Source organism: Desulfovulcanus sp. (assembly GCF_982781345.1).
The window spans coordinates 1-19,172 of the sequence record NZ_CEYAEZ010000051.1; the positions used below are offsets into that span (position 1 = coordinate 1).

Sequence of the window (19,172 nt, forward strand, 5' to 3'; positions counted from 1 at the left end):
CGCAATCTTCGCCAAGATGTGTTACCCAACCCGTTTGTAATGCATTTCAGAAAATACACTCTTCAATTGTGTAGTAATTTGAGGATGTTAATCATGTCAGATAGTTGAGTTATCTGAAAAATTAGCGAAAAAGTTTTCTAGCTGACTTTGAAACAAGGAAAATGTTTCAATGGTTAATCTGGCTAATTCTCTTATTCGTTTTTCTTTTAGCTGATGAATATATAAATTTCTTAAAGCATGCCTGAATCCCAGAAGTTCTTCTAGATTTTCTGATAGTTCCTTGTTGATGATAGGAGGACGGATACCTGGAATTTCAAGGGTAGCTCTGTTTAAGAGTTCTCTGTGCCATGATCCGCCTTCCGGTAAATAACCATCAATTTGTTTAATAATTCGTTTCAGGATACGTTCGTATCCCGTATAAATTGAATGTATAATAAATCCAATATCTCTGCACAGCACCTGATGAAAATATTCGCTGTTACTACCTAATTCGGAATCTAAAAAATCAAGATTTTTTGTAATCAGCTTTTTGCTTTGCTCTATCTCTTTTAATTCTGCCTGAACTTCTGCCTTTAAAATTGCAAGCATAATTTGCCTTCTTTTTTTATTGCCTTTAAAATATGGGGCTTTATTTCTGTTTCGTCATCAAGCCACACAAGGTCAAAGTCGGCGTCCTGAAAAATTTGCATTAACCGGGCTTCAATTTTTAATCTTGTATGGAGATTATCAATGCCCTTAACAGCTAAATCAATATCAGAGTGCTCATCAAAGCGCTCAGGCTTTAAAAATGAGCCAAAGATATAAACTTGTTCAGCTCCGTGCTGATAAAGACAATCAATTGCCTTTTGTACCTGTTTTTGCAGGCGAAAAAAACGCTCTTTTTGTCTCTGATAACGTAATTTAAAAGGCTGATATTTTCCCATGACGTTATGATAAGATTTCAGTTTTACACTTTTTTACTTTTTTATCCTGCTTTCATCAGTATGACAAGAAGAACATCAGGGTGTTTGAGCATTTGTCGTTATTTCTGGCGCACTGTTATATTAAAACATTATCCCGCTTTCTCCAACTTGCCTCTTTTCTTTGGCCTCTATGGAATTAAGCCTTTGTTTGGCAGCTTCTTTTTGACTCTTGCGATCTGCATTTTTTAAAACCGTTTGATATAAGTTTTTTGCTGCTTGAAGCATTCCTTTCTGTTCATATATTTGTCCGGCACGGTACAGGGCAGTGATGGCCCAAATATTTTGTTCAGGAAACTGCCAGGCTAATTTCAGGTAATAGTCCAGGGCCTGGTCAGTTTTACCCTGATATTGGGCCCCTTCACCCAGCCAAAACAGAATTTCTGCCTGCAGGGCAGGGGAGAGGTTTTTTCTTTCTTGCCATAAATTAGTCAAAATATTTTCCGCCAGTTCCCATTTATTGCTCTGCTGGGCCAAAAGAGCCAGCTTTAATTTTTTCTCTGCGGATAATCTCTCTGGGGCTTTATTTAAAAGTAGGGTATATGTTTTTAGAGACTCCTGAGTTTGGCCTAAATCCATTAAAATACCTGCCTTGGCCTCGATTAAATCCACTTGTTTCCTGGAATCCAGTAGATCTTCCTGTATATTTTGCAAATATTTCCAAGCCAGTGTTTTATGCCCGTTTCTATAGGCAGCACGAGCCAGGGATAAAAATCCCTCCTGACCGGCTGGAGTTTTGGGGAACAAAAAGGCCAGATGTTTTGCTGCCAGATTACTCTTTTGGTTTTCTAATTGGTTCTTCCAGCCCAGGTAACTTAGTAAACGGTCCAAGGGATAAATTGAAAGCAGGTCGGCCGCCTTTTTTTCATCTGTTTCCAGCCAAAAAGGAGCGGACAAAGTTGAACCAGAGCCAAGACATGCTGCCTGGAGAAGGTCTTTAGAAATTGGGTAGAGATAGCTGGGATAGGGAGCAAGAGGATGATCACTTTTAGCAAGCAAGGCTGCGCACAATGCAAGGCTTAAGGGAATATCCTTGTAATTTTCCAGAATAGCCCAGGTTTTTAAAGCCTGGTCAAACTTATCTGTCTGAATTTGATAGATAAATAAAAGGACTTTTAAATTTGATTTAATCCGGGAGGATAAAAGTGAGGAAGAGAGCTCATTTTCAATAAGTTTTAGGCCTGCTTGCGGAGATAAATTTTTTAATTGATCCAGGAAGTTGTTCCATGATGGAAGATCAAGGCTTGATACAAACCAATATTTGGGGATTATCTTCTTTAACTCATAGCCATAAACTTCAAAAAAAGCATAACTTTTAAAGGCTTGCAAATCTATTTCGACTAGAGAACTAGCCGGTGCCTGAATAAGTTTCTCTAGTCTGGTCCAAAAGTTTCTAATCTTTAAGGTAGTAATCTTATTTAAATGGTTAGAGCTCAAAAACCAGTTTTTGAGACTCTGGGCAGACAAAGCTTTGGCCAGAAGATAGGGGATTTGTTCATCATAATAAGTTAAATTTCTATCCGTCTGGGATAAGCTACTTGCAAACCTGGTCCATAACTCCTGTTCGGGCCAGACTTTTCTAGCTACCTGTACTGCCGAATTTAAGAGTTTAGTCTGCTCAGCTTTTCTTTGCACATAAAGACTTTCCCAAAACCATTTAGTGCATACATCACGCCATAGTCTATCCAGTTCCTGTTCCTGGGAGAATAACTCAATTAACTCAGGGTTTGAAAAATATTCTGCAGCCAGAACAAAATTGGATATTGCACGGTCATATTCACCCAACATGCGATAAGCTCTGGCCATAAGCCAAAACCTTTGGCCTTCGAATTTTGGCAATGTTTCAAACTGTTTTAAAATGTCTAAAGTTCGGCGTGGCCGGTTTAGAGTGAGTAAAAGTTTGGCCTGGCTAACTATGGAGTCAGGTGTGGGGTTTTTTGTTTGTAAATAACGCACGTAAGCATCGTAAGCCTTGAAGTTTAAAAGCCATTTTTCGTAAGTTACCTTTTCTTTTTTTGCAGCCAAACATAATGTTGGCAAAACAATCATGATGCCCATGACCAGGCATATTCTTTTTATCATCTGTATTTCTCCTTGCCAGACAAGAATCTAAATTGAGCGAATTTTTTGCAGTTCAAACTTTGAGATTGCCACGACCAGCGAAGCAATCTCACCCATTGGTTATTTTGTTAATGTAAAACTAAATTAAAGATCGCTCAGTTCAGGAAGAACCTAAAAAAAGTCGGATCGTACTTGTAATAGGGTGCTTTCGCAAGCTTGCCAATCCTTGGGGTTTTGCTCAAGATATTTTTTAAAGTTTACATAATTAACATTATGAGACAAATTTAACTATTAAAAAAGGCGGCTGTTCAAGCCGCCAAGAGAACATTTATGTTATGTATGGGGGTTATGAGCTGTAAAAATATTCCGGATAATGACTCAATTTTTGAATTACCTTGAATGGGATGGTGGCAATGTCTGCTCCCATTAAGGCTGCATCTAAAACATGGCCTGGATGTCTGATACTCGACACAATTACTTCTGTATCAAAGCCATAATTTTCAAAAATAGATATGAGCTGTGAAACCAGTTCCATGCCATCATGGCCAAGGTCATCCAAACGGCCTACGAATGGACTGACGTAGTTGGCTCCTGCTTTTGCAGCCATCAAGGCTTGGAGCGGTGAAAAAATCAGGCTTACATTTGTAGGAATCCCCATAGAGGAAAGAATACGCACGGCTTCGATTGCTTCCATGCTCATAGAAATTTTGGCCACCACATTGGGGCCAAATTTGATCAAGTCTTTGGCTTCCCGGACAATGTCTCTGGCATTTGTGCTAACTACTTCCAAGTGTACCGGACCATCCACAAGCTTACAGATTGACTCGACAATTTCTTCCCACCTGCCTCCTTCTTTTGCCAGTAAAGTGGGATTGGTAGTGACACCATCGACAAGTCCAAATTCCTGAATTCTTTTGATTTCATTAATGTTTGCAGTATCAAGAAAAAATTTCACTTTTTCTCCTTGTTAGGGTTCAAAAGATAAACAATGGTTAACCTTGCTCAAGTTGTTTTAAAAATTTGTCCCGACACTCATAGCAGCAAAAATGATATACATTTTCTCCCTGCCTGACCCTGATATCTCCGTCTTTAGGCACGTAAGTTCCGCAAATTGGATCTTTAACCATTATTCCGTTAGCGGCCAAATTTTCTTTTTTCTTTTCTTGCATCTCTTTCTTTTTCTTTTTGTCATTAGTAAGAAGTTTGAAAAGAAAATAGCTGGCTACAACGAAAATTAGTAACTTAATCATTTCCCCCTTCCTTTTTCTTAAAGTTTTGGTTTAAGTTTTAGTAGTCTTAAGTTATTTAGTTATTCAAATTGTTGACATTATTAAATTTGAATTACCCTCATTTCTCCGATATTCTGTATCCTGCTGGGAACGGGACCAGACTAAAAGTCTAGTCTTGCCAGATTTTATTTTTCTCAAATTTGTAGGATAAATTTTGAATAATGTCTTTAATTTTTGTCTGATCAGGCAGTTGAAGTTCAGGACTAATTTCTAAAAGCGGTACAAGTACAAAGGCCCTGTTTTTTAGTTCCGGATGAGGAAGAGTTAAAAACTCAGTGTTCATTATTTCCTGATCAAAAAGCAACAGATCCAGATCAATTTTTCGAGGCCCCCATTTCTGCATCCGTTTTCGCCCCAACCTGTCTTCAATGGCAAGTAAGGCGCTGAGCAAGTTATGTGCTGTCCATTTCCTGGTACAGGACGCTTTTATGACCTGGTTGGCAAACCAAGGCTGGTCTTTAAGCCCTTGTGGCTCAGTCCAATAAATTTTAGATTTTTTGGTTATGCGTACCCCTTCTAGTGACCGGATTTCATTTATGGCCAACGATAAATTTTTTTCCGGTTGGCTACCTAGGTTTGAGCCAAGCCCAATATATGCGTTAACTGACTTCATTGGATATGTTGAGTTTATAACTATTAATTGCGCAACCTGAATATATTATATTTTTCCCCTTGAGGCTGCAAGGGATGATGTGTAAATTCCAAAACTTCGGGCAGAATAAAAAAACAAACTCAAGATCCAAAAAAGGACTCAATGGACGCGACAGACGCTATTGACCGTTTTCTCGAATATCTTCTCGTGGTCAAGGGATTATCCCCCAAAACCGTGGAAGCTTATGCTACGGATTTAAAGTCATTTCAAAGTTTTTTAACCAATAAAAATTATTCTTTGATTAAAGTTAGCGAAAACATTCTTTTTCTATATCTTCTTTTTTTACGCCAGAAGGGTTTGCAAAGCAGAACCCTGGCTCGCCATATGGCTGCCCTGCGTGGTTTTTATGCCTTTTTGCAGGAACAAAATCTTATACCTGAAAATCCGGCCCAGTTTTTAGAAAATCCCAAACTCCCTCGCCTTTTACCCAAAGCTTTGACTGTACCTGAGGTCAATAAACTTTTAATGGCTCCAAAGCCGAATACAAAGCTTGGTTTCAGAGACAAAGCCATGCTCGAACTTATGTATGCGGCAGGCTTAAGGGTCTCTGAACTGATTGCACTCAAGCCATTAGATTACGACGAACAGGTTGGACTCTTAAAAATATGGGGTAAGGGAAGCAAACAAAGACTGGTTCCCATTCATTTAACCGCTGGTAAGTGGTTGAATACCTATCTTAAAATATGGCGGCAGAAATTCACGCCCAAAGAAGACTATATTTTCTTAAACCGTTCAGGAAAGGCCTTGACTCGACAGGGAGTATGGAAAATCATCAAGAAATATGCAAAATTGGCCGGACTCAAACAAACAATTTCCCCACATACCTTAAGGCACTCCTTTGCCACCCACCTTTTGGAAGGAGGAGCAGACCTGCGTACAGTACAAATTTTGCTGGGGCACGCTGATATAAGTGCCACGGAAATTTATACCCACATACAAACTAGCAGGCTACTGGATATACATAAAAAATTCCATCCGCGTGACTTTAATTTAGTTAAATAGTTGAGAGGATTATAGGTTGACTTGTGATAATTTTGTTGAAACTTCTAAAACGTGACTAACTGCACGTGTATTAATATCTGGCGATTGTTTAAAAATATTTTTTTGGTACATACAAACATTAAACCTATCCAACTATTTAATCATCTAACCATTTTAACTACTTACTAACTTATGAAAAAATCAAAGATCAAAGCTGAGACCATTATTACCTGTCATCTGAATGCTGACTTTGACGCCTTAGCAGCTATGGTTGCGGCCAGTAAATTACATCCTGAAGCTGTGCTCATTTTTCCAGGTAGTCAGGAAAAAAATATCAAAAATTTTTTTATTCAGAGTGCAACATATTTATATAATTTTAAATCTATTAAAGACATTGACTGTGCGCAGGTGAAAAAATTGGTCATTGTCGATACCAGGCAAAAATCCAGAGTCAGTCACGTCCAAGCTATCCTGGATAATCCCGATCTCGAAATCCATATTTATGATCACCACCCCGGTTCTGAAGAAGATATTCAGGGAAAAATAAATATAGTCAAACCCTGGGGCTCAACCACAGCCATACTTACCCATATTATAAAGGATAAAAAAATAGACCTAAGCGATGACGAAGCCACAATTTTGGGGCTGGGGCTGTATGAAGATACAGGTTGCTTTACTTTTAATTCCACCACAGAACATGACCTTCAAGCTGCGGCCTGGTTAAAAACAAAGGGCATGGATCTGAATATTATCTCAGATATGGTCAATCGCGATTTAAGCGCTGAGCAGATTTCTATTCTTAACGCCCTGTTGGAATCCGCTACTACACACAAAATAAATGGGGTAGAAATTGTCGTGGCCGAGGTATCTCTGGACTATTATGTGAGGGATTTTGCCCTATTGGCCCATAAACTCCTGGACATGGAAAATATTCGAGTTCTTTTTGCCATAGGTCGCATGCAAGATCGGATTCATGTAGTGGCCAGGAGCAGAACCAAGGAAGTAGATGTAGGTCGGATATGTTCTTCCCTGGGTGGTGGAGGACATCCTTTTGCTGCTTCCGCTACCATTAAAGACAGAACCCCGGCTCAGGTCAAAGATGAACTTTTTGCCCTTCTCTATTCTCAGATAACCCCTAAAAACCTGGTCAAAGACCTTATGTCCAGTCCCCCTATCTGTACGGAGAAAAATAAAACCATGGCCCAGGCCGCGGAACTGATGACTCGATTTGGCCTCAAGGCAGTACCAATATTGGATGAAAAGACCAGGAAGTGTGTAGGCATTCTTGAACATCAATTGGCTGAAAAGGCAGTCAGTCATGGTCTGGGCCATGTGCCAATCAAGGAATACATGTTGCGTGAATTTGCCGCCCTGGGTCCTGAGGATGATCTGTATCAGGTTATTGAGATTATCTTGGGCCAGAGACAAAGACTTGTACCTATTATTGAAAATAATCAGGTCATTGGGGTTATTACACGTACAGATCTTATCAATATTTTAATAAAAGAACCTGGCCGTATTCCAGAAGCCCTTTTCTCGGAAAAGAAAAGAGAACGAAACATTGCTTCCCTTTTAAAGGATCGTCTGCCCAAGGACTTGTATAACCTCCTGAAACTTGCCGGGAAGCTCGCCCAGGAAATGGGGTATGAGCTTTTTTGTGTAGGCGGTTTTGTCCGTGATATCTTACTGAACCAGCCCAATCTGGATGTAGACCTGGTGGTCGAGGGAGATGGTATTGCCTTTGCCAAGAGATTGGCTACAAAACTTAAAGGAAGAGTAAGAGCACATCAAAAGTTCAGGACAGCTGTGGTCATCCTGGAAAATGGTCAGCGTATAGATGTGGCCACGGCCAGATTGGAATATTACGAGTACCCTGCCGCCCTACCCACTGTGGAGTTGTCCAGCATAAAAATGGACCTGTATCGCAGAGATTTTACCATAAATGCCCTGGCTGTCCATTTAAACCCCGACCAGTTTGGCAAGATGGTCGATTTTTTTGGCGGGCAAAAAGATTTAAAAGAAAAGGTAATACGCGTTCTGCATGCCTTGAGTTTTGTGGAAGATCCCACCCGCATTATCAGGGCCATCCGCTTTGAACAACGTTTTGGCTTTCGCATAGGCAAGCAGACTGAACGACTAATTAAGAATGCGATAAACTTAAATATTTTCCCCAGGTTGTCCGGCCGGCGGATTTTTCAGGAGCTAAAAATGATCTTTGCCGAAAACAATCCCCTGGCCTGTCTAAAACGCATGGATGGTTTTGGTCTACTGAAGGCTATTCATCCACTGCTCAATTTAACACCGAATATACTGAAAATTCTTGGTGAAATTGAGAAGGTTCTGAGTTGGCACAAGCTTTTGTACCTGGAAGAAAAGGTTGAAAAGTGGATGGTTTATTTTTTGGGCTTATGTAGCACATTCAATGACGACCAAACTAAACTCATTACCAAAAGGTTAAATTTTTCCAAAAAGGAAGAAGAGAATCTTTTGGGGTTACAGAAGCAGATCAATGAAACAGCGGTCAAAATTTACAAATGGCAGCAAGGGCAGCAAAAATTAAGTGATCTCTACTTTATTTTAGACCCCCTCCCCTTGGAAGGCTTGCTGTATTTAATGGCCAAAAGTCAAAAAGATGAAATGCGCAAAAATATCTCTCTTTTTGTAACCAGATTGCGTCAACTGCCGGTCTTGATTACCGGAAAAGATTTAAAAGAGATGGGGGTTGAGCCAGGTCCTGTTTATGGACAAATTTTAAGAGAATTGCGCGCTGCTCAAATAGATGGTTTAGCTAGTGATCGGAAAAGTCAGCTTGAATGGTTAAAAAAGATTATAACTCGGGAGATAAAGCCCAAAATTTAAAATTTTATGATCTTACACTTGTAACATTTCTTGACCAAAAAAAGGCAATAAATTAACAGAACCAAGTTTGTTTAACCCGAGCCTTTTCTGAAACCCTTTCTTGAAACTTTGCAAAATTTTTAGGAGGATGCGAAATGTTTAAAAAATTTTTTATGTTGATGACTTTTTGTTTAATCTTTTCCCAGACGGCTCTAGCCAGGACCATTGTCTTTGCAGTGGACGCCACATGGCCTCCAATGGAATTTGTCAATGAAGACAAAGAAATTGTTGGTTATTCCATTGATTACATGAAGGCTGCGGCCAAGGAAGCCGGATTTACTCCGGTATTCAAAAACACAGCCTGGGATGGAATCTTTGCCGGCCTTGCCGGTGGCAATTACGATGCCATCTGTTCTTCAGTTAGTATTACTCCTGAACGGAAAAAAGCCATGGATTTCAGCGAACCATATTTTAAAGTCAGCCAGGGTCTGGTTGTGCCTAAAGAAAGCAAAGCCAAGAGCCTCGAAGATATGAAAGGAAAAGTTGTTGGAGCCCAAATCGGCACCACTGGCTACTTTGCTGTTAAAAAAGTTCCAGGAGTTGTTGCCAAGTCTTATGATGAAATCGGTTTGGCCATGCAGGATCTTTTAAATGGCCGTATTGATGGCGTTGTTTGTGACGATCCTGTTGCTGCCCAGTATGCACTTAGAGAACCAGAATTTTCTGAAAAATTAAAGATTGGGGCTATTATAGACTCAGGTGATGAATATTATGGTATTGCAGTAAAGAAAGGGAATAAAGAAGTTCTGGATTTAATTAATAAAGGTATCCGCGCAGTTAAAGCCAAGGGCATTGAGAAACAAATTAAAGAGAAGTGGTTTGGAAGCAACTAAATGATTCCGGGGCCGAGAATTCTCTCGGCCTCTATTTTTTAATCATACACATGGCCGATGAATAGAGACAAAGAAATTAAAATTGATGTCACTGACGGTGCAGCTATACCATCGCCAAAAGATAAAGGCTTGGTAACAGCTTGGCGAGTAACTCTCATTGGGGCATTGTTGACCATAATACTCCTGGTCTACTTTAAGCCGGACCCCTATTTACGTATTCTAAAATTTGTTCCGGATGGAATCTTGGTTACTTTTGAGGTAACCTTTTTATCCATAGCCTTATCTTTGGTTGTGGGGCTGTTAACCGGCTTAGGTAGAATAGCCCGTAACCGGTTTGTGAATCTTATTGCTTCCATTTATGTCGAAGTAATTCGAGGTATTCCCCTCCTGGTTCAACTTTTTTACATCTATTATGCCCTGGGCAGTTTCATTCAAGTACCCCCTTTTTTGGCGGCAGTACTAGCCATGACAATCTGCTATGGGGCGTATATGGGGGAAGTTTTTCGTGCCGGCATAGAGTCCATTGATCATGGACAAACAGAAGCGGCAAGGTCGCTGGGATTCAATCGCACGCAGACCATGTTTTACGTAATTATCCCCCAGGCTATGCGCACGATCCTGCCTCCGGTGGGGAATGAATTCATAGCTTTGCTCAAAGATACATCTCTGGTTTCAATTTTGGCTGTAGCCGATCTTTTACGGCGAGGAAGAGAGTTTGCGACCGAAACTTTTGCTTATTTTGAAACATACACCATGATCGCTCTAATTTACTTGCTTATTACCTTGATTTTGTCCAAAATGGTGAGCATCATGGAAGAAAAAATGAAGCCCTATGAGTGATAAAACTCCGATTATTCAAATCAAAAATATTTACAAATATTTTGGCCAAGTTATTGCCTTAAATAATGTATCGCTCGATATTAACCCGCAAGAAAAGGTGGTTATTATCGGGCCGAGTGGATCGGGGAAAAGTACCCTCCTCCGCACCATTAACCGCTTAGAGAGCGTTGATCGCGGAAAAATTATTGTCGATGGTCAGGATATCACTGATGGTAAATGTGATATTAATAAGGTGCGTATGGAACTAGGTATGGTTTTTCAAAGTTTTAACCTTTTCCCCCATAAAACTGTCCTGCAAAACCTGACCATGGCTCCGATAAAATTAAAGAAAATTCCTCAGAAAGAGGCTGAAGATATAGCTTTTAAACTCCTGGAAAAGGTGGGCATCCGAGATAAGGCCAACGCTTATCCTGGACAGTTATCCGGTGGACAGCAACAACGCGTAGCCATAGCCCGGGCCTTGGCCATGAATCCCAAAATTATGCTTTTTGACGAACCAACTTCAGCCCTTGACCCGGAAATGATAGGTGAGGTGCTTGATGTCATGGTCAACCTGGCAATGGAAGGAATGACCATGGTGGTGGTTACTCACGAAATGGGTTTTGCTCGCCAGGTTGCCGACCGGGTGGTATTTATGGATGCAGGTCAAATTTTAGAAGTTGGCACACCTGAGCACTTTTTTACCAATCCAGAGCATCCAAGAACAAAGAAGTTTTTAAGCCAAATTTTGTAAATTTTAAAAAGTTGTTTTTATTCAGTAAGTTAGATTTCTTTTTTTTGGTTCTAAATCTAAAAAGTTAAACCTTTACTTTAAGGTTCGAAGCTATGAAAACTCTCTGGGCACCATGGAGAATTGAGTACATTCTGGGGCCTAAGCCTGAAGAATGTGTTTTTTGTTTGCCTGAGCATACCGATGAAGACGAACAAAGGCTGGTTCTACACAGGGGAAAATTTTGTTTTGTGATCATGAATAAATATCCGTATAGTAGCGGACATCTCATGGTCACCCCCTATAGACATGTAATGTGCTTAACAGAGCTCTCAAGAGAAGAAACTCATGAGATCATGAATTTTATGCAGGTTTGTACGGATATTTTGAAAAAAGCTTTTAATCCCCATGGCATTAATATAGGTCTAAATATCGGGGAAGCTGCCGGAGCTGGCATTGAAGAACACCTGCATTTTCATCTTGTTCCTCGCTGGATCGGAGACCATTCATTCATGGCTGTTATGAGTGAAACCATGGTTATTCCCGAACATTTGCGAGCAACTTATGGCAAGCTTAAACCCTATTTTGAAAAGGTTAAATCATAATATCTCCTAACCCTTAAACATTTATAAAGGAGACTGGTATGCGTTATGTAAAAGTCGCTATCCTGGTTTTGATCTTCTTCTTTTCCATGCTCTTTTTTGTTCAGAACACAGAGCTTTTATCTATGTCTTTGTCCTTAAAACTTGATATTTTGGGTAACCATTTCGAGAGCCGGGAAATACCTATTTATCTTCTGATTCTAATAGCCTTTGTAGTCGGTGCTTTTATTTCCTTGTTCTATTTTCTGGCCGAAAAAATCAAACTATCCAAGCAGTTAAGGTCTTGCAGAAGCAAAATTGCCGACCTTGAAAAAGAGGTCAATTCATTACGCAATATGCCTCTAGAAGAAGAAAGCTTTTCTACCGATTCTGAAACTACGGGCTCTTAAATCTTCTATGCGACTCCGTGGCTGGTTCTCCAGACTCAAAAAGAAAAGACTGAAGGACAACAACTCTTTCATAAATCTTAATGAAAGTTATCCACTACCTTCAGGGGATACTTTTGCGGCTATTGGTGAACTCAGTCGGGTAGTTAAAAATAATCCCGATGCAGTAGAAATCTACCTGGCATTGGGGAACTTGTTCAGAGCCCAGGGCGAGATTGAACGGGCCATTCAAATCAGACAGAACCTGATTGCCCGCCCAAACCTTGATGATCAGTTTAAGGCCAGGGCTTGGTATGAACTGGGCAATGACTTTAAAAGGGCGGGCTTGGTGGATCGTGCTCTATACGCTTTTGAAAAAGCACAAAAGATTGTCGGCCCTGAACCGGCAATTCTCGGGGCTCTGGCTCGACTATTTGCTGATAGCAATGATTTTAAAAAGGCGGCTGACTATTACTCCCGGCTTGATCAATTAATTCCTCAGGCCCACTACTTGGTACGCTGGGCCAAGCAGTTGAAGGCCCGTCAGGAAAGCGATTTAGGCCAAAAAGCTTTGCGCAAGGCCTTAAAAGTCTATCCTGGCAGTGTAGAAGCATGGCTTGAATTAATCATTAGAAATTATCAGAAAAGAAATTGGCGTTCATTGTCCAAAAATTTAAGTCAGGCTCTGGTAAATGTTTCAGCCAACCTTAAATTTGTGCTTTTGGAAGGTTTGTATCAATATGCCCGCAGTCTCAATGATAACTCATCAAAACCGTTAATTGATCCTGAATGTAGCCAGATTGTGGTCGAAACAATTTCCGAAACCGACCAGGATATTCTGCTCTGCTTTTACTGCGCATTGTTTTTAATAGCTTCTGAAAATGAAGAACAGGCCAAAGATTGGCTGGAAAAGACTTTGGTTCTGGGGCCTGATTTTTGGCCTGCCAGGCTGGAACTTCTGGCTTTAACTCAAAATGAGCAGGAGTTAACCGATAGCTTTCGGGTGCAACTGGAGTTTTTTCTCAAAAAGGCCCGCCTGGTAAAAAGATTTATCTGTTCCCGGTGTGGGTTAAAACGTGAACAGATATTTTTTGTCTGCCCTCGTTGCCATAGCTGGCATTCTATTTCTTTTCGCACAAGATTAAATGACTAGACTAGAATTTAGAATCCAGAAGCTAGAATTGTTCTTAGAAATTCAACCTCGCATCTAACTCCTAGCTCCTGAATTCTAAACTTTAGATGATTAAAGACATGCCTAACAAAACCTCGCTCAAGCTCACTCCCATGCTGGAGCAGTATTTGCGCATAAAGGAAGAAAATCCCGGTGCGCTCCTTTTTTTTCGCATGGGCGATTTTTACGAACTTTTTTTTGAAGATGCAGAGGTTGCCGCCAGAGAATTACAAATAGCCCTCACCTCCCGCAATCCCAACGCTGAAATACAGGTACCCATGTGCGGAGTCCCCCATCATGCTGTCGAGGAATATTTACGCCAGCTTCTGGATAAGGGCTATAAAGTAGCTATTTGTGAACAGGTGGAAGACCCCAAAAAGGCCAAAGGACTGGTCAAAAGGGCTGTGACCAGGATTCTGACTCCTGGTACTGTTGTGGAAGATGCCAATTTAACAGCCAAGGACAATAATTATCTGGCCGCGCTTGTCTGGGATAGTCAAAAACAGGAAGGCGGTCTAGCTTGGGCAGACTTTTCTACCGGAGAGTGGACCGGACTTGTCCTAAAAAAAGAAGAACAAATCTGGCAATGGTTAGTCAAGATTGACCCCAAAGAAATTTTACTTCCCCAAGGGTATAAATTACCTGCTTCCTATTCTGAATTCAAAGCCCGAGTTAATGAACTTCCCCCTACTTCCTATTTTGACCTTAAGTCCGGTACCGAATTAATCAAAAAGTCCCAGAGAGTAGCAACTCTTGATGTTCTGGATCTTGCGGACAAACCTGTCCTGATCAAGGCCTGCGGGGCCATATTGATGTACCTCGTTCAAACCCAAAAAGAAAAATTAACCCATCTCTGCCCTTTTAAACCCCTGAATTTAACCAAATACCTTCTTCTGGACGAGGTTACCGAAAGAAATCTGGAGCTTTTTAAACGGCTTGACGGACGAAAAGGGCCAGGCACTCTATGGCATGCGCTGGATAATACTTTAACCCCCATGGGGGGCAGGCTTTTAAGACAAAGATTGTCCCAGCCCTGGAAGGATAAGTCTATTATCTTGAAAAACCAGGAGGTGGTCGAATTTTTCTTTAACCAAGATAGGTTAAGAGAAGATTTAAGAACCTACCTGGATAAAATTTTTGACCTGGAGCGCTTAAGTACCAGGATATTTTTAAATAGGTGTACCCCTAAAGACTTTGTAGCATTGCGCCAAAGCCTGTCCATTCTACCTCAAATAAAAAAATTATTTAATCCTGATGATGACTTGCCAAGATATTTAAGAAAAATTTTGGCCACCTGGGACGATTTGGGCGATACCTATGAGTTATTGTCAAGGTCATTAAAGGACAATCCAAACCATCTCATTACCGAGGGAGGTTTGTTTCGCCAAGGCTATGACCCTGAACTGGATCAACTTATTGATCTTACGGAACATGGACAGGCCAAGCTGAAAGAATTACTGCAAAAAGAACAGGAACAAAATGACCTGCCCAAATTAAAAATGGGCTATAATAAAGTTTTTGGCTATTACTTTGAATTATCCAAAGCCTTTAAGGGCAAGATTCCAGAGCATTTTGAGCGCAGACAGACCCTGGTTGCCAGTGAACGTTTTATAACTGCTGAACTGAAAGAGCTGGAGGAACGTCTCTTTTCCGCCGCGGAAAAGAGAAAGGCCAAAGAATACAACCTTTTTCTTGATTTAAGGGAGAAAGTTGCCGGAAAGAGGCAGAGATTCTTGCAGATGGCCGATATATTGGCCATGCTTGATTTTTGGCAGGGATTGGCCCAGGCGGCTCGCAAATGGGAATGGACAAAACCGGAACTAAGCGGAGATCTTGTTTTAGACATCAAAGCCGGACGGCACCCGGCAATAGAAGCGGTTCAGGGACGGGCCAACTATATTCCCAATGATCTTTACATGGATGAACAAAATAAGATTCTGCTCATTACCGGCCCGAACATGGCTGGAAAGTCAACGGTTTTACGCCAGACAGCCATTATATGCATCCTGGCTCAGATTGGTTCTTTTGTCCCGGCAGAAAAGGCGGTTGTCGGCCTGTGTGACCGGATTTTCTCCCGGGTCGGGGCTTCGGATAATCTGGCCCAGGGACAAAGTACCTTTATGGTGGAGATGACTGAAACAGCACGCATTTTAAGGCAAGTCACCAAGAGAAGCCTGGTTATTCTGGATGAAATCGGGAGGGGCACAAGCACTTTTGACGGCCTATCCTTAGCCTGGGCAGTGGTTGAAGATTTGGCCCAAAAATACGGGGGCATCAGGACCTTGTTTGCCACCCACTATCATGAGCTCACGTCTTTAGAAGGAAAACTTTCAGGTATAAAAAATCTAAATATCGCCGTAAAAGAGTGGAAAGGAGATATTGTCTTTTTAAGACGATTGGTTCCGGGGCCGGCAGATCGCAGTTATGGTATCGAAGTGGCAAAACTGGCTGGCGTACCACAAAACGTGGTTGCCAGAGCCAAAGAAATTTTGGCTGACCTGGAAAAGAAAGGCGTAAGACACAACAAGGTGACGGTTCAAAATAAAAAACAATTTTTGCCCGGACTTAACACTGAACCATCCCCTTCTGCTGAACCCAAAAGCCACCCCCTGCTAGATGAGCTAAAAAATCTGGACCCGAATAATTTAACCCCTGTCATGGCCTTGAATATTTTGTATGACTGGAAGAAAAGATTTGGACTAAGGGGTAAGGATTAAGGGGTAAAGGGGTAAAAGGGTTAAGAACCTAAACGGGTAAGAGGAAAAAAGATGGATTATTTGACTATATTAAAGGGACTAAGGGCGAAATTGAGAACTTTGCTATTGGTCTGCTTTCTAATCTGCCTTGTAATCTCCACGGGATGTGGAAAAAGAGTCTGGCCAGAACCAGATGTTTCTGAAGAAAAGTTTGCTCTGGAAATCAAGGAAGCAAAATTAATCAACAAATGCCTCCGGCTAAAAATTCATATCAAAGGAAACTATGCCAATCTTTCCAGGATAACACTAGAACTTGAACCAATCGGCCCGCAAGGAGAGTGTCCGGCTTGCCCCTTTCAGGTCCAACAAAGTGTCGCGTTTGAACTTGATGTCCCGCAGATTATGCGCAAGGGGCCTGACCTGTACATCAAATACTGTCAAATACAAAAAAACACGGATTATAGGGTTAGGGTCAAAGGGAGAAATGTTTACCCTGCCCTGCCCGATGTTGTATCTAATGTAGTGTATATTGATGAATAGTTGAGTGGTTGAGTAGTTTAGTAGTTGAGTGGGATGGTAAAAAAAATAATGCGAAATACGAAATCAGCTTTTGAAGATTTAAGAATATGGATAGAAAGTAGAAAACTAAGAATTAAGTTCAGTGAATTAGCAAAAAGTTTCCCAGACTTTGAACAGTATAGGCTATCTGATCAAATCATTCGTGCATCTCGTTCTGTAACAGCAAACATTGCAGAGGGATATGGGCGTTATCATTATCAAGAAAATATTCAATTTTGCAGACAGGCAAGAGGCTCCTTGTATGAACTTATAGATCAGCTTTCAGTTGCTTTAGATGAAAATTATGTAACTGAACAGATATTCTCTAACATAAAGGACGAAATTTATACACTTATTAAACAGTTAAATGGCTATATAAAATTTCTAAAAGAGAGGAGGAACATTAAGTAAATGAATAATCACTTACCTAATACTCAATCATTTAACTACTCAACTACTAACCTACTCAACCACTCAACCAATAAACTACTCAACCAATAAACCAAGAAGGAGTATATAAATGCATTATTTTGAGTACAAAAATGGTCAACTTTATGCTGAGGAAGTGCCTATAGTGGATCTTGTCCAGGAATATGATACTCCCCTGTATATTTATTCGGCCAAAACTTTTCGCCGCCATTTCCAGGCATTTGATTCTGCTTTTGAAGGCATTAACCATTTGACCTGCTATTCGGTGAAAGCCAACTCCAATTTATGTATCCTCAAGCTCCTGGCAGAAATGGGGGCCGGTATGGATATTGTTTCCGGCGGGGAGTTATTCAGAGCTTTAAGGGCTGGCGTTGATCCGCAAAAGATTGTCTATTCTGGTGTGGGCAAGCGCGGACATGAGATTCAAGAAGCCCTCATGGCCGATATTTTGATGTTTAATGTAGAGTCACAACAAGAGCTTTTGAAAATCAACCAGGTGGCCCAAGACCTGGACAAAACAGCCCGGATCAGTTTGCGCATCAACCCGGATGTTGATCCCCAGACCCATCCCTATATCTCCACAGGACTAAAGAAAAATAAATTTGGCCTTGCAATGGATCAAGCTCTGGAAACTTATAAATTGGCTCAAGAATTATCCAATATCGAGCCCATTGGCATTGATTGCCATATTGGTTCTCAATTAACCAGCATAGATCCGTTTTTAGATGCCTTGACCAAGGTCTTAAATTTTTATGAGAAGTTAAAAGATATGGGTCTTGATATTAAATATCTTGATCTGGGCGGAGGCTTAGGCATCACCTATAAAGAAGAAGAGCCTCCCCACCCTGCTGAGTTTGGCCGGGCCTTATCTGAAAGACTAAAAGACTATGATCTGAAGTTAATCCTTGAACCGGGAAGGGTTATTGCCGGAAATGCCGGGATATTGGTTACCAGGGCACTGTATACCAAAAAAACAGAAATCAAAAATTTTGTCATTGTTGATGCCGCTATGAACGATCTTGTCCGTCCTTCCCTGTATGGATCTTTTCACCGCATCGCACCCGTGATCCAGACAGACAGACCCATGCAGAAAGTAGATATTGTCGGGCCTATTTGCGAGTCCGGAGATTTTCTGGCCCAGGATAGGGAACTGCCTGAGATCAAGCCGGATGAACTTTTGGCGGTATTTTCAGCCGGAGCGTATGGTTTTACCATGGCTTCACAATATAATTCCCGAACCAGGGCGGCAGAAATATTGGTAGACGGCGAGGAAGTGACTGTGGCCAGGCGCAGAGAAGTTTATTTTGATCTCGTTGCCCTGGAAGATGGATGTTTTTAGTACCCCGGCCACGGCCTAATAATCTTCATTCCTGAATATGAAACAGGGACGGGGAGAAGCGCTGAAACGGAGAACTACCCGCTTCTCCCCGTCTACACCTTTCCATAAGGACAACCATCTTCCATGAGCTCAATAAAGTTTATCTGGGTTGGGAAGCTGAAAAAAAAGTATTGGCAACAGTCATTTGCCCATTACTGGAATAATTTGAGTAAGTTTTACGCCCTGCAGGAAACAATTATCAGGGATGCAGCTCATGGCACACAAATCCAGCGCATAGAAAAAGAAGGGGAACTGATTGTAAACAAAATAGCTCCCCGGGACCTAGTCGTTACCCTTGATGAAAACGGAAGTCTTCTAACCTCGCGGGAATTGGCACAAAAACTTAAGAAGTGGACAGAATCATCAGGACTCAGGCCTTGCTTTATCATGGGTGGTGCCTATGGCTTGAGCCAGGCTGTCCAGAAGAAGGCAAGGTTTTGTTTAAGCTTAAGCCCCATGACCTTCCCCCATGAAATGGCCAGGGTTATTCTGATTGAACAACTCTATCGAGCCGCCACTATCTTGAAGAATTTCCCCTATCATCATTAATTACCCAACTCTACTTTTCGGGTGCTTGCATACCGCTTTTATTGTCCAGTGACCGCCACACCCTCTAGTGAGTCACGCTTCAAGCTGGTAGAACTGGCGTGAGAAAAAAGCCACTAGAACAATTATACGTTCAAACTCGGCATGCTATAGAGTCTGTGGCCAAACCCTATTTTGACTACCAGATTAGAAACCCTGGTTTCTT

Annotated in this window: 19 protein-coding genes; 13 read left to right on the plus strand and 6 right to left on the minus strand. The window is 41.2% G+C overall.

Features of this window, described 5'->3' with window-relative positions; all coding sequences use genetic code 11:
- Nucleotides 1-96 precede the first annotated feature (96 nt).
- The 6 genes from AC3WVG_RS08500 to folK all read right to left on the minus strand — a co-directional run bounded on the left by AC3WVG_RS08500 (nt 97) and on the right by folK (nt 4,922).
- Nucleotides 97-588: a ribonuclease toxin HepT-like protein gene (locus AC3WVG_RS08500; protein ID WP_488797711.1), complete on the minus strand. Its 492-nt coding sequence runs from the start codon at nt 586-588 to the stop codon at nt 97-99.
- Complete coding sequence (locus AC3WVG_RS08505) at nt 573-923, minus strand: nucleotidyltransferase family protein (RefSeq protein WP_488797712.1); 351 nt, start codon at nt 921-923, stop codon at nt 573-575. The genes AC3WVG_RS08500 and AC3WVG_RS08505 overlap by 16 nt, the downstream gene beginning before the upstream one ends.
- Nucleotides 924-1,043: 120 nt before the next feature.
- Complete coding sequence (locus AC3WVG_RS08510; protein ID WP_488797713.1) at nt 1,044-3,041, minus strand: tetratricopeptide repeat protein; 1,998 nt, start codon at nt 3,039-3,041, stop codon at nt 1,044-1,046.
- Nucleotides 3,042-3,366: 325 nt separating this feature from the next.
- The gene (gene fsa / locus AC3WVG_RS08515) at nt 3,367-3,975 is read right to left on the minus strand and encodes a fructose-6-phosphate aldolase (protein ID WP_488797714.1); all 609 of its coding nucleotides are present in this window, start codon (nt 3,973-3,975) and stop codon (nt 3,367-3,369) included.
- 37 nt (nt 3,976-4,012) lie between these two features.
- A complete protein-coding gene (locus AC3WVG_RS08520; RefSeq protein ID WP_488797715.1) occupies nt 4,013-4,270 on the minus strand; it encodes a transcriptional regulator in 258 nt (85 codons plus the stop codon).
- 148 nt (nt 4,271-4,418) lie between these two features.
- Nucleotides 4,419-4,922 carry a 2-amino-4-hydroxy-6-hydroxymethyldihydropteridine diphosphokinase gene (folK, locus tag AC3WVG_RS08525; protein ID WP_488797716.1) on the minus strand — a complete coding sequence of 168 codons (504 nt, stop codon included), beginning with the start codon at nt 4,920-4,922 and terminating at the stop codon, nt 4,419-4,421.
- A 141-nt stretch (nt 4,923-5,063) separates the two neighbouring features.
- On the opposite strand from folK, the gene xerD reads away from it, so the two are divergent.
- The 13 genes from xerD to AC3WVG_RS08590 all read left to right on the plus strand — a co-directional run bounded on the left by xerD (nt 5,064) and on the right by AC3WVG_RS08590 (nt 18,970).
- On the plus strand, nt 5,064-5,963 hold the full coding sequence (gene xerD / locus AC3WVG_RS08530) for a site-specific tyrosine recombinase XerD (protein WP_488797717.1): 900 nt from the start codon (nt 5,064-5,066) through the stop codon (nt 5,961-5,963).
- Nucleotides 5,964-6,134: 171 nt separating this feature from the next.
- A complete protein-coding gene (locus tag AC3WVG_RS08535; RefSeq protein ID WP_488797718.1) occupies nt 6,135-8,801 on the plus strand; it encodes a CBS domain-containing protein in 2,667 nt (888 codons plus the stop codon).
- A gap of 134 nt (nt 8,802-8,935) precedes the next feature.
- Entirely contained in the window at nt 8,936-9,673 is a 738-nt protein-coding gene (locus AC3WVG_RS08540; protein ID WP_488797719.1) for a basic amino acid ABC transporter substrate-binding protein, read from the plus strand.
- A gap of 57 nt (nt 9,674-9,730) precedes the next feature.
- Nucleotides 9,731-10,513, plus strand: coding sequence for an amino acid ABC transporter permease (locus AC3WVG_RS08545; RefSeq protein WP_488797720.1), 783 nt, complete (start codon nt 9,731-9,733; stop codon nt 10,511-10,513).
- Nucleotides 10,506-11,246, plus strand: a complete 741-nt coding sequence (locus AC3WVG_RS08550; RefSeq protein WP_488797721.1) for an amino acid ABC transporter ATP-binding protein — start codon at nt 10,506-10,508, stop codon at nt 11,244-11,246. Before AC3WVG_RS08545 ends, AC3WVG_RS08550 begins: the two co-directional genes overlap by 8 nt.
- A gap of 92 nt (nt 11,247-11,338) precedes the next feature.
- On the plus strand, nt 11,339-11,827 hold the full coding sequence (locus AC3WVG_RS08555; RefSeq protein WP_488797722.1) for an HIT family protein: 489 nt from the start codon (nt 11,339-11,341) through the stop codon (nt 11,825-11,827).
- Nucleotides 11,828-11,865: 38 nt separating this feature from the next.
- Nucleotides 11,866-12,213 (plus strand): LapA family protein, encoded by a 348-nt coding sequence (locus AC3WVG_RS08560; protein WP_488797723.1) that lies wholly within the window; start codon nt 11,866-11,868, stop codon nt 12,211-12,213.
- A 7-nt stretch (nt 12,214-12,220) separates the two neighbouring features.
- Nucleotides 12,221-13,342, plus strand: a complete 1,122-nt coding sequence (locus tag AC3WVG_RS08565) for a tetratricopeptide repeat protein (protein WP_488797724.1) — start codon at nt 12,221-12,223, stop codon at nt 13,340-13,342.
- A 98-nt stretch (nt 13,343-13,440) separates the two neighbouring features.
- Nucleotides 13,441-16,077 (plus strand): DNA mismatch repair protein MutS, encoded by a 2,637-nt coding sequence (gene mutS / locus AC3WVG_RS08570; protein ID WP_488797725.1) that lies wholly within the window; start codon nt 13,441-13,443, stop codon nt 16,075-16,077.
- A 51-nt stretch (nt 16,078-16,128) separates the two neighbouring features.
- On the plus strand, nt 16,129-16,596 hold the full coding sequence (locus tag AC3WVG_RS08575; RefSeq protein WP_488797726.1) for a hypothetical protein: 468 nt from the start codon (nt 16,129-16,131) through the stop codon (nt 16,594-16,596).
- A gap of 33 nt (nt 16,597-16,629) precedes the next feature.
- Nucleotides 16,630-17,025, plus strand: coding sequence for a four helix bundle protein (locus AC3WVG_RS08580; RefSeq protein WP_488797727.1), 396 nt, complete (start codon nt 16,630-16,632; stop codon nt 17,023-17,025).
- A 109-nt stretch (nt 17,026-17,134) separates the two neighbouring features.
- Entirely contained in the window at nt 17,135-18,382 is a 1,248-nt protein-coding gene (gene lysA, locus AC3WVG_RS08585; protein ID WP_488797728.1) for a diaminopimelate decarboxylase, read from the plus strand.
- 123 nt (nt 18,383-18,505) lie between these two features.
- Nucleotides 18,506-18,970 (plus strand): 23S rRNA (pseudouridine(1915)-N(3))-methyltransferase RlmH, encoded by a 465-nt coding sequence (locus tag AC3WVG_RS08590; RefSeq protein WP_488797729.1) that lies wholly within the window; start codon nt 18,506-18,508, stop codon nt 18,968-18,970.
- Nucleotides 18,971-19,172: the final 202 nt, after the last annotated feature.